Source organism: Mesorhizobium sp. B2-3-13 (assembly GCF_006442195.1).
GTDB lineage: Bacteria > Pseudomonadota > Alphaproteobacteria > Rhizobiales > Rhizobiaceae > Mesorhizobium > Mesorhizobium salmacidum.
In genome coordinates this window covers 63,551-80,201 of the sequence record NZ_VFVQ01000003.1, presented here as the reverse complement: position 1 = coordinate 80,201, position 16,651 = coordinate 63,551, and the positions used below count along the sequence as shown (strand labels likewise).

At 62.4% G+C, this 16,651-nt stretch carries 15 protein-coding genes and 1 pseudogene; 4 read left to right on the top strand and 12 right to left on the bottom strand.

Going from position 1 to position 16,651, the window contains the following annotated elements:
* Positions 1–3: 3 nt before the first annotated feature.
* From FJ941_RS05060 to FJ941_RS05020, 8 genes are all read right to left on the bottom strand, one after another.
* Positions 4–852 carry a carbohydrate ABC transporter permease gene (locus FJ941_RS05060; RefSeq protein WP_140503592.1) on the bottom strand — a complete coding sequence of 283 codons (849 nt, stop codon included), beginning with the start codon at positions 850–852 and terminating at the stop codon, positions 4–6.
* Positions 852–1,775: a sugar ABC transporter permease gene (locus tag FJ941_RS05055; RefSeq protein WP_140503590.1), complete on the bottom strand. Its 924-nt coding sequence runs from the start codon at positions 1,773–1,775 to the stop codon at positions 852–854. Before FJ941_RS05055 ends, FJ941_RS05060 begins: the two co-directional genes overlap by 1 nt.
* 208 nt (positions 1,776–1,983) lie before the next feature.
* Positions 1,984–3,261 (bottom strand): sugar ABC transporter substrate-binding protein, encoded by a 1,278-nt coding sequence (locus FJ941_RS05050; protein ID WP_140503588.1) that lies wholly within the window; start codon positions 3,259–3,261, stop codon positions 1,984–1,986.
* 29 nt (positions 3,262–3,290) lie between these two features.
* Positions 3,291–4,478 carry a PLP-dependent transferase gene (locus FJ941_RS05045; RefSeq protein WP_140503586.1) on the bottom strand — a complete coding sequence of 396 codons (1,188 nt, stop codon included), beginning with the start codon at positions 4,476–4,478 and terminating at the stop codon, positions 3,291–3,293.
* A gap of 1 nt (position 4,479) precedes the next feature.
* Positions 4,480–5,208 carry a FadR/GntR family transcriptional regulator gene (locus FJ941_RS05040; protein WP_140503585.1) on the bottom strand — a complete coding sequence of 243 codons (729 nt, stop codon included), beginning with the start codon at positions 5,206–5,208 and terminating at the stop codon, positions 4,480–4,482.
* Positions 5,209–5,293: 85 nt separating this feature from the next.
* Positions 5,294–6,847 carry an FAD-dependent monooxygenase gene (locus FJ941_RS05035; protein ID WP_181169715.1) on the bottom strand — a complete coding sequence of 518 codons (1,554 nt, stop codon included), beginning with the start codon at positions 6,845–6,847 and terminating at the stop codon, positions 5,294–5,296.
* 561 nt (positions 6,848–7,408) lie between these two features.
* Positions 7,409–8,782 carry a PleD family two-component system response regulator gene (locus tag FJ941_RS05025; protein WP_140503583.1) on the bottom strand — a complete coding sequence of 458 codons (1,374 nt, stop codon included), beginning with the start codon at positions 8,780–8,782 and terminating at the stop codon, positions 7,409–7,411.
* Positions 8,783–8,815: 33 nt separating this feature from the next.
* Positions 8,816–9,232 carry a response regulator gene (locus FJ941_RS05020; RefSeq protein WP_281405559.1) on the bottom strand — a complete coding sequence of 139 codons (417 nt, stop codon included), beginning with the start codon at positions 9,230–9,232 and terminating at the stop codon, positions 8,816–8,818.
* A gap of 202 nt (positions 9,233–9,434) precedes the next feature.
* On the opposite strand from FJ941_RS05020, the gene FJ941_RS05015 reads away from it, so the two are divergent.
* Entirely contained in the window at positions 9,435–9,734 is a 300-nt protein-coding gene (locus FJ941_RS05015) for a DUF3572 domain-containing protein (protein WP_140503581.1), read from the top strand.
* Positions 9,731–10,393 (top strand): hypothetical protein, encoded by a 663-nt coding sequence (locus FJ941_RS05010; protein ID WP_140503579.1) that lies wholly within the window; start codon positions 9,731–9,733, stop codon positions 10,391–10,393. Before FJ941_RS05015 ends, FJ941_RS05010 begins: the two co-directional genes overlap by 4 nt.
* Positions 10,394–10,453: 60 nt before the next feature.
* On the opposite strand, the gene FJ941_RS05005 is transcribed toward FJ941_RS05010, so the two are convergent.
* Both FJ941_RS05005 and FJ941_RS05000 read right to left on the bottom strand, forming a co-directional pair.
* On the bottom strand, positions 10,454–12,013 hold the full coding sequence (locus tag FJ941_RS05005; protein ID WP_246673698.1) for a hypothetical protein: 1,560 nt from the start codon (positions 12,011–12,013) through the stop codon (positions 10,454–10,456).
* Between the two features lie 260 nt (positions 12,014–12,273).
* Positions 12,274–12,849, bottom strand: coding sequence for a GNAT family N-acetyltransferase (locus tag FJ941_RS05000; protein WP_140503576.1), 576 nt, complete (start codon positions 12,847–12,849; stop codon positions 12,274–12,276).
* 65 nt (positions 12,850–12,914) lie between these two features.
* On the opposite strand from FJ941_RS05000, the gene FJ941_RS04995 reads away from it, so the two are divergent.
* Positions 12,915–14,243: a DNA polymerase IV gene (locus tag FJ941_RS04995; RefSeq protein WP_140503574.1), complete on the top strand. Its 1,329-nt coding sequence runs from the start codon at positions 12,915–12,917 to the stop codon at positions 14,241–14,243.
* A gap of 6 nt (positions 14,244–14,249) precedes the next feature.
* Here FJ941_RS04995 and FJ941_RS04990 read toward each other — a convergent pair whose 3' ends face one another.
* Positions 14,250–14,756: a hypothetical protein gene (locus FJ941_RS04990; RefSeq protein ID WP_140503573.1), complete on the bottom strand. Its 507-nt coding sequence runs from the start codon at positions 14,754–14,756 to the stop codon at positions 14,250–14,252.
* A gap of 185 nt (positions 14,757–14,941) precedes the next feature.
* On the opposite strand from FJ941_RS04990, the gene FJ941_RS04985 reads away from it, so the two are divergent.
* Complete coding sequence (locus FJ941_RS04985) at positions 14,942–15,823, top strand: DMT family transporter (RefSeq protein WP_140503571.1); 882 nt, start codon at positions 14,942–14,944, stop codon at positions 15,821–15,823.
* Between the two features lie 9 nt (positions 15,824–15,832).
* Here the strand turns inward: FJ941_RS04985 and FJ941_RS04980 are convergent.
* Positions 15,833–16,635 (bottom strand): annotated as a pseudogene (locus FJ941_RS04980) (potassium channel family protein).
* Positions 16,636–16,651: the final 16 nt, after the last annotated feature.

The window sequence follows — 16,651 nt, the reverse complement described above, 5'->3', positions numbered from 1 at the left end:
GATCTATCCTTTGACGGCGCCGGCGGTCAGGCCGGTGACGAGATAGCGTTGCAGGAAGGCGAAGAAGATGCAGACCGGGATCAACGCCAGGATCGATGCCGCCATCATCTGCCCCCAGTCGACGGCGAACTTGCCGATGAAGGTGAGCAGGCCGACGGCGAAGGTTTTCTGGTCGTCGCTGGAAATCAGCATCAGCGCGAACAGAAGCTCGCTCCAGGCGGCGGTAAAGACGAAGCCCAGCGTCGCGCCCATGCCGGGCAGCGTCAGCGGCACGATCACCCGGCGCATCGCCTGCGCGCGGGTGCAGCCGTCGATCATCGCCGCCTCTTCCAGATCCTTCGGGATGCCATCGAAGAAGGACTGCATCAGGAAGGTGGCGAAGGCGGTGTTGAAGGCGGTGTAGATGATGATCAGCCCGGTAAGGCTGTTGATCAGGCCAATCTGGCCCATCACGCGGTAGATCGGCGGAATGACCATCACCAGCGGAAAGGTCTGGGTCAACAGCAGCATCAGCGCCAGTGCAGCCTTGCCGCGAAAGGTGAAGCGCGACATGGCGTAGCCGGCGAGCGTGGCGATGACCGTGACCAGGGCCGCCGTCGACACCGAGACGATGACGCTGTTGAGGAAATAGCGTGGGAAGTCGGTGGCCTCGAGTACGGTGACGAAGTTCTGTAGCGTCATGTGCGACGGCCAGAATGTGATGCCTTCGGAATAGAGCAGCCGCTCCGGCGTGACCGAGATCTTCAGCGTCCAGTAGATCGGGAACAGAGCGAAGACCACATAGGCGGCGATCGCGGCGTACAGGCCGATGCCGCCGAAGAAGCGCTGCGGGGCTGAGCGTCCAGCGATCATCAGACGTGTCTCACAAGCGAGCGGCGGATGGCGATCAGCACGATCGCGTAGGCGATGAGCAGGACGAGCAACAGCACAGCCACAGCCGAGGCATAGCCCTTGTCCAACGACTTGAAGGCGCTGACATAGATGTAGACCGGAACCGTGTTGGTCGAGCCGGCCGGTCCGCCCTCGGTCATGACGAAGATCAGGTCGGCGAAGGTGGCGATCCAGATGGTGCGCAACATCACCGTGATGGCGATGGTCGGCGCCAGGAACGGCAGCGTGACCTTGGTGAAGCGCTGCCACGGCGAAGCGCCGTCGATCGCCGCCGCCTCATGCAGTTCCGAGGGGATAGACTTCAGCGCCGCCAGCAGCGTGATGGCGAAGAACGGAATGCCGAACCAGACATTGGCGATGATCGGCCCCCACATGGCGGTTGAGGGATCGGAGAGAACGTTGGTCGGTTCGGCCTTCAGCCCCAAGGCGAACAGCCAGTGTGGCAGCGGACCGACGATCGGGTTGAACAGCCAGGCCCAGGTCAGGCCCGACAGGAAGGATGGCACCGCCCAGGGCAGGAAGACCAGCGCCTGCACCGCCTTGCGGCCCCGAAACGGCTTGTCGAGCAGCAGCGCGAGGCCAAGGCCGAGGAAGAACTGGAAGAACAGGCTGGTCACCGTCCACCACAGCGTGTTGATCAGCGCCTGGCCAAGCACCTGATCCGACAGCATCGCCTGGTACTGCCCGAGCCCGACATATTCGGATTTGAAGGCCGAGAATTTGCGGAAGGAGTAGCTGATGCCGATGACCAGCGGCACGAGCAGCACCACGATCAGCAGGATGATCGCCGGGCTGAGATAGAGCCAGGGCTCGATCGTCGCGTAGGAGAGCCGCCTCTTTCGCGGCCGCCCTGCGGATCGAATTTCGGATACGGCATAGGTCATTGGCTGTGGACGTCCTCTGGGGGCACGGCGTTGGCGACAAGCGTCCTTCTCCCCGTTTTACGGGGAGAAGGTGCCGGTCCAGCCGCAGCTGCTGCGGGGACGGGCAGGCGGATGAAGGGCGGCGCCAGTTTCCCATAACACAGCGCTGCCCCTCATCCGGCCCTATCGGGCCACCTTCTCCCGTGAACGGGGAGAAGGAAGGAGGCGCTCACTTCTTGTTCTTCGCCAGCCAGTCCTGCTGTTCCTTGGTCAGGAAGGCAGCCCATTGGTCGGCGACGTCCTTGGCCGTCTTCTGGCCAAGCAGCACTTCCTGGAAGTTCTTGATGGCGACCTGGTCGACGAAGTTGCCGAGGTTTTCCAGATGCGTGGGCGGTGTCACCATTTCATATTTGGAACTGTCGCTCAGCTCCGTGAACCAGCCCTTGAACTGCTCGGTCTTGAAATGGGGATCCTGCTCGGCGCCCTTGTGGATCGGCACGACGCCGACTTCCTTGGCCCATTCCAGATTGTCCTTCGGCGAGAGCAGCGTTGCCATCAGCTTCCAGGCGTCGTCCTTGTGCTGGGATTTGGCGAACATCGCCCAACCAGCATAGCCCAGCGTGGGGTAGGATTTGCCGCTCGGTCCGACCGGCAGCGGCGCCACGGCGAAGTCGTCGGCGCTCATCTTGTCGGCGATGCCGAGCAACGCGTCCGGATCCTGGTTAAGCATGGCGCAGGTGCCGGAATAGAAACCGGTGACGGTCTCATTGAAGCCCCAGCTCACGGAATCCTTCGGCGCAAGACCGTTCTTGTACATGTCGGCCAGCATCTGCAGGCCCTTGACCGAGCCCTCTTCATTGATGGTCGAAGTGCCGTCCTCGTTGAAATAGCCGCCCTTGCCGGCGGCGATGTTCATGAACATGTGCATGCCGTTGAAGGCACCCGGCCCGCCGCGCAGGCAATAGCCATACTTTCCAGGGATGGCGGAGATCTTCTTGGAATCGGCGACGAAATCGTCGAGCGTTGCCGGCGGGCCGTCGAGACCGGCCTCCTTGAACAGCTTCTTGTTCCAGAACAGCGCGTTCACATAGTAGCCATAGGGGATCATGAACTGGGTGTTGTTCACGGTCGAGCCGAACTGCTTGGCGCGGTCGCCGAGCGTCTTGGCGTCGTCCCACTTGGCCATATAGGGGCCGAGATCCTCGAGTTGGGCGTTGTTGGCGTAAAGCCCCATCCAGCGTTCCGGCATCTCGACCACATCGGGCGTATCGCCGGCCTGCACCATGGTGAGGAATTTTTCAAAGGCCTGGCCCCAGGGCAGCGAGACGAGCTCGACCTTGACCCCGGGATTGGCCGCCTCGAACTCGGCGATCTGCTTTTTCAGGAATTCGGTGCGCGGCGGACTGGTGATCACTTCGACCATTTTCAGGGTCGAATCGGCCAGCGCGCCTCCGGCGGAAATCGCCAACCCCGCGACGGTGGCAAGCATGACGGTCAGTTTTTTCATGTTCAAGACTCCCATTTTGAACCCGCTTGTTATTTTCTGGCTTTTTCGAAGGCCTGGGCGACATCCGCCCAGAGATCCTCGACACTTTCCAATCCGACATTGAAGCGGATGGTTCGGGGGCTGACGCCGAAGCGCGCCATCGAATTCAGTCCCGGCGTCTGTTCCAGCGACGCCTTGGCCGGCACGACCAGACTCTCATGCCCGCCCCAGCTGACGCCGATGCGGAAATATTTCAACGCGTCGACGAAGACGGGAATGTCGATATCCTCGGTAACCTCGAACGAGAACAACCCGCCATAGCCGGCAAGCGTCGCCTTGCCCGGATGGTTCGAATAGACAGGGTGGTTGACCCGCTCGACATTGCCATGCGCCTTCAGCCGCTCGGCGATGGCAAGCCCGCTCTTCATGTGGTGCGGCAGGCGCAGCGGCAGCGTGCGCAGGCCGCGCAGCAGCAGCCAGGCCTCGAACGGCGACAGCTTGCCGCCGAGATAGGAATAGGTCTGCTCGTTGATATGCTTGATATGCGCGGCCGAGCCAGCCACCACCCCGGCAACGGTGTCGCTATGGCCGCCGAGATATTTCGAGGCCGAGTGCAGCACGAGGTCGACGCCGTGCGAGATCGGCTTCTGGAACACCGGCGTCGCCCAGGAATTGTCGATGGTGGTGACGATGCCCTGTTCCTTGGCCAACCGGGTCAGATGCGGCAGGTCCTGGAGCTCGAACACCATCGAGGTTGGGCTTTCCAGATAAAGCAGCTTGGCGCCGGGCAATGCCGCCGCGACCGCATCCGGGTCGGAGCCATCGACATAATCGACCTTGATGTTGAGCCGCGGCAGGAGGCGTTCGAACAGCCGGTAGGCATCGCCGTAACAATTGCGCACCGCAACGATGCGCTCGCCCGCCCCGACAAAAGCAAGCACGGTGGCGCTGATCGCCGCCATGCCGCTGGAGAATCCGCGCGCGGCCTCGGCGCCTTCGAGCGCCGCGACCCGCGACTCGAACTCCATCACCGTCGGATTGTCGCCGCGCGAATAGATCGGCTGCTTTCGTTTGCCGGCAAACGTATCGGCCATTTCGGCATAATTGGCGAAGGTGAACAGCGAGGTCTGGTAGATCGGCGGCACGACGGCGCCGCCTGGGAACGGCTCGTCATGCGCCAAAAGCGTCGCCGCCTCGGCGAGATAGTCTTGATCGAAACCGGCTGGCTGCTCGTTCATCTCAGGCCCGAAGTTTGAGTTTGGCCGCACCGCGCTTCAGGTCGTCCTCGACGGTGGCGATGAGCTTCAGCGCCTCGGCGCGAGCGCCCCGTGGATCGCGTGCCGCGATGCATTCGTAGATGGTGCGGTGATAGGGAAAGCTGGCATGGCCGAAATCGCGCACGCCGAGCGGATGCTCCCAGAAGCGATGGAACAGTTCGTGCATGGCGGCGATGATCTGTTCGAACAGCGGATTTCCGGAGACCCTGTAGATCGCCTGATGGAATTCCCAGTCCTCTTCCGACGACATGCCGTCAAGGGTGCGAAACGCCTGCTCCATGATATCGAGCTTGTGTTCTATCTCGGCAATGTCGGCCGGGCTTGCCCGCTCGGCGCACAGCGCCGCCGCTTCCGCTTCCAGCGCGCGGCGGATTTCCAGCGTCTGCATCAGGCTGGTGAAGTCATTGCCGCCCGCCAGCGTCAGCGGCAGATGCAGCATGTCGGGCGAGACGGCCGCCTTGAGATAGGTGCCGCTGCCTTGCCGGCGTTCGACCAGGCCCAATCCCTCCCACCGCGTCAGCGCCTCGCGCACCGTGTTGCGGCTGACCTTGAGCCGTTCGGCCAGGATGCGCTCGGTCGGTAGTCGCTCGCCTGGCTGCAGGGCCTCGGCGCGAACGAAACCCACCAATGCCTTCAGCACGGCGTCGTCGCGCGCCGTCGTCTGAATGGGTGGCAGGCTGTTCTGGTCCACACTTCCTCCAAGTGGTCCAATGGTCCAACCAATTTCTGCATAGATGGGCTCTCCTGTCAATCACTTGTCAGGAGGCAGTCAGCCTTCAGCCCATGGAAGGTTGTGAAGCGCTGCGTTCAGAAGAATACCCGGCCGCGGCAGCCGGTCCGAACCATCTGGTCAGCGCATCGGCCAATCCCTGTTGCGTCCCAACCCCGATCCACGCCACGTAGCCATCGGGCCGGATTAAAACCGCGTCGGGTGCAGCGACCGTTCCCAGTACAGGAAGCTCCCAGGCGCCGGCATACCCGGCATCGATCTGCCGGATCCGGTCGACCCAAGGCGCAATGTCCAGCCTGCCTGGTTCACCGAAATTGAGGAGCAGCGGCCGCGCGTCGTGCAGCAAGGTAAACAACCGTAACGACCCTTTGGCGGTGAGCAGGTCGAGATCGGGCATGCGCCGCCCAAGCAGCGCGTGCCCTTCCCCGAGGTCGTAGTGGACACCCAGGCCGGACATCTCCGCGGCGATCCGTTTGCGTGGCCCGTCCATGGCGAGCAGCTCGTCAAAGGTATCGCTCAATGCCTTGGTGCGTGCATCCATACGACGAAGCGCGACCTGTGCGAGCGCGTTGCGCAGCACGCGGGCGGCGACCGGATGGCGTTCGGCATGGTAGCTGTCGAGCAGGCTGTCCGGTGATACCAGCTTGATCACCTGTGCCAGTTTCCATCCGAGGTTGACCGCGTCCTGCACGCCGATGTTGAGGCCCTGTCCGCCCATTGGGGGATGGATGTGCGCGGCGTCACCGGCCAGCAGCACACGTCTGCCGCGGTAGGCGGCAGCCTGGCGCGTCATGTCGGTGAACCGCGAAATCCAGGTCGGACTGTGGACCCCGTAATCGGTGCCGTACACTGCGACGAGCGCCTCGCTGAGATCGCGCAGTGTCGGTTCGCCACCAGTGGTCAGTTGCCTCTCGGTCAGCACGACACCCACCCGGGCACTTTCCTCAATCTTGCCGATCGCATGAATACCGTAGGCGTCGCTGCGAAAACCCAATGCAGGTTCCTCCGCCATCTCGACCTCGGCGATCATCCAGCTCATCGTCGGATCCCATCCGTCGAACGCGATGCCCGCCGCCTTGCGGATCATGCTGCGTCCGCCGTCGCAGCCGACGAGATACCGGGCCCTCAGGCACCGGCCACCAGACAGGTCGACATCGACGCCACCATCATCCTGTGTGAAACCCGTGACATCCTGTCCGCGATAGATCGGCACCTCCAACTCGCTGATCCAGTCGGCCAATATCCGCTCTATATGGTTTTGCCGCAGCGCCAGCAGATAGTTGTGCCGCGTGGGAAAATCGCTGATGTCCAATCGGATCATGTGAAATCCCACGGACGGCGAAGGCTGTCCCTGCGAGAGGAACCGGTCGGCAATTCCGCGCTGGTCGAGCACCTCGATGGTGCGAGCGTGCAGGCCACCCGCCCGCGAACCGATGAGTTCCTGATTTGGCCGCCGCTCGACAATGGCCAAATCGACGCCAGCCAACGCGAGTTCGCCGGCCAACATCAACCCGGTCGGACCGCCTCCGGCGATCACCACCGCATGGTCCCGACGCACTTGGCCTCTTGGCAACTGGCCTCTTGGCAACAATTCCGGCATTTCGCCATCCCGTTTCCGTTAACCTGGGTCGCGGTTTTACGGGAACAGCCGGGTCTTGCCACAAGCCCCTTGTGCGCCATATCTATGAAATAGAGGGGATAGCTCCTCTCCTCCCCTATGCAAACAGCAGTGGAAAGTCGCGGCGTTGTGAAGTGACAGCGCGCGCGAGATGTAACTGATGTTGTTACAATCCAGGAAAGCCTTCTTCAGGCCTTGCCGCACACACAAAAAAGCCCGGCACTTCCGGGGCTTGACACAGATTCCTAATGTCATATCGACAAAGGGGGCCGGTCGGCGTTTGGCAGCGGTACGAGGAGGCCACTATGTGCCAGCGCCGGCCGGCCGACCCCACGGACCCAGGAGATGCGGCGGACCTGAGCATCATGGGGTATTCCTGAGGGACCGAGCCGGCGATCTACCTCGTGCCGGCTTCGTCTTGGCCTGCACATTTGCGCAAGAGCTTATGAAAATCAACAGTTTCTTAACCAAGGCTCGCGAATCGCTTGGATTAAGGTAAATGGGTAACCCTATTGGCTTGACCGGATAATCAGGCCCGGACCGTTAGGCCGCCTTGGCAACGACGCGGTTGCGGCCGCCGCTCTTGGCTTCGTAGAGCGCGAGATCGGCGCGCTTCATCAGCGCCGCCACCGTATCCACGCCCTTCAGCACTGATGACACGCCAACGCTGACGGTGACCTCGATCGTCTTGCCGTCGGCACCGATGGCGAACGGCATCTGGGCGATTTCGGCACGGATGCGCTCGGCCACTTTCTCGGCCACGGTGCCGTCGGTGTCCGGCATCACCACCACGAACTCCTCGCCGCCGAACCGGCAGGCAAGGTCGATACCCCTGACGTTCTTGCGCAGCCGCCGTGCGAATTCGCGCAGCACATCGTCGCCGCCGTCATGGCCGTGCGTGTCGTTGATTGACTTGAAGCGGTCGAGATCCGTGATCATCACCGACAGCGGCCGGCGCCGCGCCACGGCGCGGTCGAACAGCGTCTGCAGATGGCTGTCGAGATAGCGGCGGTTGTGCAGACCGGTCAGGCCGTCGGTCACGGCCATTTCGATGGTCTGGGTAACGCTGGCGCGCAATTGGTCGTTGTAGCGCTTGCGGCGCACCTGGGTGCGCAGCCGCGCCGTCAGTTCCTGCTGGTCGATCGGCCGCATCAGATAGTCGTTGATGCCGAGTTCCAGCCCTCGGATGATGCGCTCCTCCTCGCCCTCCTCCGCCAAAAGGATGATCGGCACGAAACGGGTGCGGTCGAGCGAGCGCAATTGCGAGCAGAGCCTGAGCGGATCGAAATCGGCGAAGGCCGTCGAGATCATCACGCATTCATAGGGCGTTTCGGCGGCTTGAAAGAACCCGGCATGCGGATCGCCGGTGACGTCGAGGTCGGCCCGGTCGCGCAACATCTTCTGGATGCGCTCGACCGACGATTTGCGCTCATCGATCAAAAGCACTTTCGGCGTCGTGTCCTCGGACGCGAAATTGCGGCTCAAAAGTTCTTCGATGCCGATGTTGCGTGTGGTCGAGGCGCGCAGCCGAAGCTCGTCGGTCAACGACTTCAGGCGGACCAGGCTCTTGACGCGCGTCATCAGTTGCAGGTCGTTGACCGGCTTGGTCAGGAAATCGTCGGCGCCGGCCTCCAGCCCGCGCACGCGATCGGAAACCTGGTCGAGCGCCGTGATCATCACCACCGGAATGTGCGACGTCGCCGGATCGCTCTTCAGCCGCCGGCAGACTTCGAACCCGTCCATATCGGGCATCATCACGTCGAGCAGCACAACGTCGACCTTGCCGTTCTCGCAGGTGTCGATCGCGTCGGGCCCGTTGGTGGCGGTCAGCACCTCGAAATATTCGGCCAGCAGCCGGACCTCCAGCAGCCTGACATTGGCAGGGATGTCGTCGACGACGAGGATCCGCGCGGTCATTTCACAAGGCTCCGGCTCGGCTGGAAGGGAACATCAGGCATCGCCCAGATAGGATTTGATGGTTTCGATGAAGCGCGGCACCGAGATCGGCTTCGAAATATAGGCCTCGCAGCCGCCCTGGCGGATGCGTTCCTCGTCGCCCTTCATCGCGAAGGCAGTCACAGCAATGACCGGGATGACGTGCAGATCGTCGTCCTCCTTCAGCCATTTGGTCACTTCCAGCCCCGACACTTCTGGCAGTTGGATGTCCATCAGGATGAGGTCCGGCCGGTGCTGGCGCGCCAGGTCGAGCGCTTCCAGACCGTTGCGGGTGCGCACCGTCTCGTAACCGCTTGCTTCGATGAGGTCCCGAAAGAGCTTCATATTGAGCTCATTGTCCTCGACGATCATGACCTTCTTAGGCATCGAAATCCCGTCCCGGCCGTCCTCCGCCCCGGAGGTGGCCGTCATGCGCTCTTTCCTTGGACGCACCAAACCATGCTTCACGATACGGCAATATGATTGACGAAACGGAAACCCATAGCCTGCAAAGCAGCACGAATTCCGCCGCGCCTCCCGCGCATCCAAAAGGCGCACCGCGCTCTAATGGCTTGCCGCGGCCAACTCTTGCCATTACTGCGGGAGAGACTCATTCCACACACCGAAGGTAGTGATGGCAAACGCAGCGTCAATGCGCGAAGAGGCCGAAACCATTGCCGTGAAGGCATTGGGCTTCGTTGCCGCCGATCCGGAGCTTTTACCGCGCTTTCTGGCGATCACCGGAATAGAGGCGCATTCGATCCGCCGGGCGGCCGGCGAGCCGGGGTTCCTGGCCGGCGTCCTGCAATTCATTCTCGCCCACGAGCCGACTTTGATGCGCTTCGCCGTGGAAACCGGCACGCCACCGGCGGCTGTCGGCAAGGCGTTGCGCGCCTTGCCGCTTGGCGATGACAATCACGAGCGTTCCACATGAGCGATGATCCCGAAACCGCGCGCCAGATCGAGGAACTGGCGGCTGACGACAGGCCGCTGCTCGTGCTCGACGTCGACGACGTGGTGCTCGAATTCATCCGCCCTTTCCCGCATTTCCTCAAGGCGCGTGGCTATGGCCTGACGCTGGCATCCTTCCGGCTGACCGGCAACATTGCCGAAACGGCCAGCGGCCGGCTGATCGAACAACCCGAAGTCGCGGCACTTTTGGGTGATTTCTTCGATGCGCAAGCCGATTGGCAGAGCATCACCGATGGAGCCGCGAAAGCTTTGACGGGGCTTGGAGACCGCGCGGAAATCATATTGCTGACGGCCATGCCGCACAGGCATCGTGCCGTGCGGCGCGCCCATCTCGACGCCCTCGGGCTAAGCTATCCGCTGCTGACCACCGAAATGGCCAAGGGCCCGGCGGTTGCCAGGCTCCGCGGCAATACCGGGCGGCCGGTGGTCTTCGTCGACGACCAACCGGCCAATCTGGCGTCGGTGCGGGAATCTGTCGCCGACGCAAATCTTTTCCATCTGATGGCCGACAATTCGCTGCGCGCGTTCCTGCCGTCGGTCCCGGACGATGTCATCGTCGTCCAGGATTGGCACCAAGCCGCGCCGAAGATCGCGACCGCGCTGGGATTTCAGGCGCTTTGACGCACTCCCGCGCGGAAAACCGCTTTACACTTTTCCTGGAATTGGTCGAGGGCTGAAACCTCAAGGATTGAGCTTAGCCCCTGCCCCGCCATTAGAGCTGCCGCCATTGTCGCCGCCGCCATTGTCGCTGCGGCCGCTCTCGTCGTCCGAGCCGTCACCGTCGACACTGTCGTCCACCGCTGGGTCAGCAGGCTTCAGCATGACGCCGTTGACGGCGACCGAGCCGTCGGCCTTGGTGTTGATGACCCATTCCAGCTTGCCGTCCGGCAGCGTCTTGGCAAAACCCTTCGCCATGAGAGCGACAGGCACGTACTGCCCGACCTCCGGCTCCGCCTTCGCTGCTTCCTGCAGATGTTCCATGATCTTGTCGAAGCCGGCGACGTCGACAGTGAGATTTGCGTCAGGTTTCTGGCCGAAGCTTGTCATCTCGCCTTCCAGCGCGATTTCCATGTCCTTGTTCTTCACGGTGCTGTGGCCGATGACGACCTTCGGCGTCTTGGCAAGGAAGTCGGCTTTGAGCTGGTCGCCGAACTCGGCCGGCAGCGGCGGATTCTGATTGAGGTCAAAGGCTTCGATCGCCTTCTTCGCCATGCTGTCGAGATCGATGTTGGCGCCGCCGAAGTTCAGGTCGATATCGGTGGGCAGCAGCGCCACGCTCCAGCTCGGCAAGAGCTGCTGCGGCACGGTCAGCCCCGAAGCCTTGATGCCATAGCTGACCTTGCCGTTCTGGGCGACCCCGTCGGAACCGAACGCTATGCCGAACTGGGTTGCCCCGAACGTGCCGATCGGGCTGTCGACCGCGAAATCCTTGAAGCCATAGGTTCCGTCGATACGCTCCCAAACGGGAAGTGCTGCAAGCAGAAGCGACTTGAGCTGCGCCTGGTTCGCCTTCAGCGTCTTCTCGTCCTCATTGGCCACGGCAAACGCCAGGAGGTCAAGCAGAGGCTTGGTCTGAACACCCTTGCCGCCGGCGTTCACAGAAAATTCCGGCGACTTCACGGTAACGGGAAAATTCAGCCCGCTCTCGGGATCATTGAATTTTATCGCTTCGACGAAGTTCGAAATCTTTTGCGACGTCGTGAAATCGACGCCGCCATTGGCCGCCTTGGTCGCGGAAAGCGTCACGGTGCCGGCACCAGCGCTCGCCTCCATCTGCTGCTTGCTATCCTGCGACGACATCGTCATCCCGGCAATTGAGCTCGTGGCGCTGGTGAAGGCTGCCAGCTTGGGGTCATAAACGCCGCTGCCCTTGCCGTCCTTGATCGAAAACCGCGTGCTTTGCTTTCCCTGGGGGCCGTTGAATTCAAAGGACGCGCTCTGCGAAAAATCCATCGAGACATCCCAGGACCCATCACTACGCGGCTTGACCAGCAGGGCGTAGGGCGCAAAGTCGAATTTCATCAGCTTCTGGTCGGGAAAGCTGCTGGCAAGCGCCTTGAAATCGAACACGATCTTGTAGGCGTCGCCTTCGGCCGAAACCTTCAGGATACCCTTATCGAGCGCCTGTTTGCCGACATAGCGGGATAGGTCATCGGACAATTGCTTGGCGCCCTGGCTGTCGACGGTCTGGCCGAAAGCAGGCGCACTGAGTAGCAGCGCGGTAAAGGCAATTGGCAACATACGGTTCACGGGAATTCTCCGTTCGGTCGAAGGCAAAATTCGTTTCGTATCTCTGGTAGGGAAATACCATCACGACTGCAAGACGATGACGGCCAGGCATTCGGCTTCAACACCAGCCGCGGCGAATGGTTCGTCGACCAGCCGCGCAATCTGGCACCGCTGCAGAATAAAGGATTCAGTTTCGTCCCGCTCCCTTATTTCCTCATGAGCAAAATCACTTTGCCGTAGAAAATACTATGCAACTGCAAGCTGAAGTTTTCCTACAATGTCAGCCGCATCAGCGGCCGGCCGGCCTTGCGCTCCACAAGCCTCTCGAACCCGGCCTTCTCGAAGACCCCAGATGAGCCGACAAACAGGCCGATCGAACGCGAATCGCGGGACAGGTCGATCGGGCAGGCCTCGACAAGCCGCGCGCCGTTCCTGCGGGCAAAATCGATGCCGCCTTCGACGAGGCGGTGCGTGATGCCCCTGCCGCGCGCCTTGGCGCGGATGAAAAAGCAGGAGATCGCCCAGACGGCCGGATCGGACGCGTCGGCGGGATCGATCGGCGCCGAGCCCCTGCCCTTGTTGTTCCATTCGGGCACGTCGGCGCGTGGCCCGATCTGCATCCAGCCAACCGCCTTGCCATCCTCGAAAGACAGCAGGCCGGGCGGCGGGCCGGCCTCGATGCGCGCCTTGATGTGGTCCTTGTTGCGTTCACGGCTGCTCTCGCGCCGCGCCGCCGGCGCCAGCCGGAAATGCGTGCACCAGCAGCCGTAACAGGCGCCCTGCTTGCCAAAAAGGTCCTCGAACTCAGGCCAGAGCTCAGGCGCCAGCGGCACTACCGTCGTGCTCATGCGTTCTCCCCAGGCCAGGCTTGTCGCTGGCCTTGCGCTGTCGTACCATTGCTTCTGTTCTCTATATGTTCGCAGCGATGGCGGCTCCTGTCAACAATCCCGATCACGGTTTTTGTCGTGACTGCCTGATGTTTCAGCGCGATGAAACGCGCCGCTGCGAACGCTGCGGCAGCCCTCGCCTTGCCCGCCATCCCGAGCTTTACCGGCTGCATCTGGCCCATATCGATTGCGATGCGTTCTACGCGGCGATCGAAAAGCGCGACAACCCGGCGCTCAAGGACAAGCCGTTGATCATCGGCGGCGGCAAGCGCGGCGTCGTCTCCACCGCCTGTTATATCGCACGCATCCGCGGCGTGCGCTCCGCCATGCCGATGTTCAAGGCGCTCGAGGCCTGCCCCGAGGCGGTCGTGATCGCGCCCAACATGGAAAAGTACGTGGCCGTCGGCCGCGAGGTGCGCGCCATGATGCAGGCCTTGACGCCGCTGGTCGAGCCGCTGTCGATCGATGAGGCATTCCTCGATCTCGCCGGCACCGAGCGGCTGCATGGCCTGCCGCCGGCGGTGGTGCTGGCGCGCTTCGCGCTGGCCGTGGAGAAGGAGATCGGCATCACCGTTTCATCAGGCCTGTCCTATTGCAAGTTCCTCGCCAAGATCGCGTCCGACTTCCGCAAGCCGCGCGGCTTCTCCGTCATTGGCGAGGCCGAAGCGGTCGGCTTTCTGGCAACGCAGCCGGTGACCATGATCTGGGGTGTCGGCAAGGCGTTCAACGCCACGCTCGAACAGGATGGCATCCGCACCATCGGCCAGCTTCAGAAGATGGAACGCGGCGAACTGATGCGCCGCTATGGGGTGATGGGCGAACGGCTCTACCGGCTTTCGCGCGGTGAGGATGTCCGCCGCGTCGACCCCGACCAGGACGCCAAGAGCGTATCGGCCGAAACCACTTTCGACACCGACATCGCCTCGCTGGAAGAGCTGGTCTCCGTGCTGAGGGGCCTTTCGGAGAAAGTCTCGGCGCGGCTGAAGAAGTCAGGCATTGCCGGGCGCACCGTCGTGCTGAAGCTGAAGACCCAGGATTTCAAGCTGCGCACGCGCAACCGCCAACTCGGCGACCCGACCCGGCTCGCCGACCGCATCTTTTCGACTGGCGTGGAACTTCTTCGCAAGGAGACGGACGGAACGAAATTTCGATTGCTCGGCATCGGTGTCAGCGACCTCTCCGATGACGACAAGGCCGACCCGCCGGATCTGGTCGATGTCCAGTCGCGCAAGCGCGCCATGGCCGAAGGCGCCATCGATGCGTTGCGCGACAAGTTCGGGCGCAAGGCTGTGCAAACCGGCTACACCTTCGGCAACGGCCGCGACGCCCATCCACCGGAGCCGCTTGAAGATTGAACCCGATCAGCTGCGCCGAAGATCGATGCGGCTGGTCACAACGCTCTTGCCGGTTTGGGGATCACGGTCGACCACCGTCAAAACAATGCCGTCCGCCCCATTTTTTTGTACGGTAAGCTGCGCGGTGCGATCGCCATTGACCTCCTTGGCCCAGCGAATGGCGAGGTTTATCGCATTGCCGGAACGGCTTCCGTTCAGCTGCGCCGGTCCGGTGCGCGATCCCACATAGACGCCGCTGTATTTTCCGCCGCTGACCTTCAGACGAGCGCTGATGGCGCGTGTCACCACGATCAGGCCGCGGCAGTTGCCGTCGAGCGACAGCGAGGTTGAGGTCGCGTTCGACTTGAAGCTGCAGGAAACACTGACGTTCGGCACATCCGTGGTTACCTGAACAGTGCCCTTGCCAGCGAAATTGCCCTTGAACGACTGGAGAAATTTGGTCTCGTCGGCATGAGCCGCGCTCGCAGCAATCACCAGGCAGCCAGCAAGCGCCACTTGCGCGAATCGTCTCATGAAACCCTCCTTGTCGACACGGGAATGCGCGTTTGCACAGCACGGATACTAGGGGGCTCAACGCCCCTAGCCGTATCGGGTTCCGCCCGCAGCATGACTGCTCCCAAAGCCTTCGCCGCGACTGGCCCAGAAGAATACATGGACTAGCGATTGCTCCGACAGCCACGGCCTGCGACATAGCGGACATGGCACCCACCCCGTCGATCCCCAAGGCCGCGTTCTGGATGGCGCTGTCGATCACGTCGTTCCTGGCTATGTCCGTCGCCGGCCGCGCCACCACGGCCGAACTCAATGTCTTCCAGGTGCTGGAACTGCGTTCGGTCATCGGCTTCTTCATTCTGCTGCCGCTGGTGATGGCGACAGGTGGGCTTGCCGCGATGCGCACGCAGCGGCCGCTGGCCCATATCGCGCGCAATGTCGTCCACTATAGCGGCCAGGCTGCCTGGCTCTACGCGTTGACGCTCATTCCGCTGGCGGTGCTGATCTCGATCGAATTCACCACGCCGATCTGGACGGCGATCCTGGCGGTCACGTTTCTCGGCGAAAGGCTGAGCCGGCCACGGCTCGCGGCGATCGTGCTTGGGCTGATCGGCGTGGTCGTCGTCGTGCGTCCAGGCGTCGGCTCGGCCGATGTGGGCCATCTGGTCGTGCTGGGCGCGGCGGTCTGTTTCGGCGTTTCGCTGGTGCTGGTCAAGTCGCTGACGCGCACGGACAGCGTCGTGCGGATCATCTTCTGGATGCTGGTCATCCAGTCCGTGGTCGGCCTTGTTCCGGCTCTCTACGAATGGCGCAACCCTTCGCTTGCACTGTGGCCTTGGATCATCCTGATCGGTTTCACCGGCATGTCGTCCCATTTCTGCCTCGCCCGCGCCCTGGCCTATGCCGACGCGACCGTGATCTCGCCGATGGATTTCCTGCGCGTACCGCTGTCGGCATTGATCGGCTGGCTGCTCTATCAGGAGCAGATCGACGCGTTCACCGCCGGCGGCGCATTGCTGATCCTGATGGGCAATTTGCTCAACTTGCAGCGCAAAGCTGTAAAGCCGGCAGAGGTCGCGGCGTCATAGCACTGCCGGTCAGTTCCCTTCGTCTGGAATGTTGAGGACATGGCCGCATGCCTTGCAGTGCACGGCGTCCGGCTCATGCCGCCGCAACCCGCATTGCGGACAGGGAAAGAACACCTTGGCCGGCCGAAAGATCGCCTGCGCCAGCCTGACGAACAGCGATATGCCGATGATCATGGTCACGATCGCCGTCAGCTTGCCGGCGATGCCCGGCAGCACGATGTCGCCGAAGCCGGTTGTCGTCACGGTCGCGACGGTGAAGTAAAGCGCGTCGATGTAGTTTTCCAGTCCGGCACCGTTGCGGAAAAAGAACGTGTAAACGAAGCCCGTGATGACAAAGAGAAAGGTCAACAGGTTGATGACCGCGTGGCTTGCCTCGCGCCAGGGTCGCAGGCCACGCATCTCGAAATGCCGCCAGGTCGAACCGCTGCGCGACAGCGACCACAGCCGCAGAATTCGCAGAAGCCGAGACTTGCGAGCGCCGCCGGCATCAGCAGCGTCAGAAGGATGAAGGCATTCACCCAGAAGGTCGGCTGCTTCATCAGGCTCAGCATGTCGTTGGAGGCCAGCAGCCTGGCAATCAGATCGGCGGCGACCAGAGCCGCCACGGCATAGTCCAGCCACAGAAACGAGGCCGACTGCTGGATGACCGGCGTGGCGATGAAAAAGGCGATGATGGCGAGGTCGATGATGACGGCCACCAGCTGGAACCGGAACGCGGCCGGCGAGCGCCCATGATAGAGCCTGCGCAGCATGTCGCGTAGACGCGCCGTCGCGGAAAGATCCTGCGATGCGCGCGTCCCCTTGGCCTTCATGCAGGCATGAGCGGCA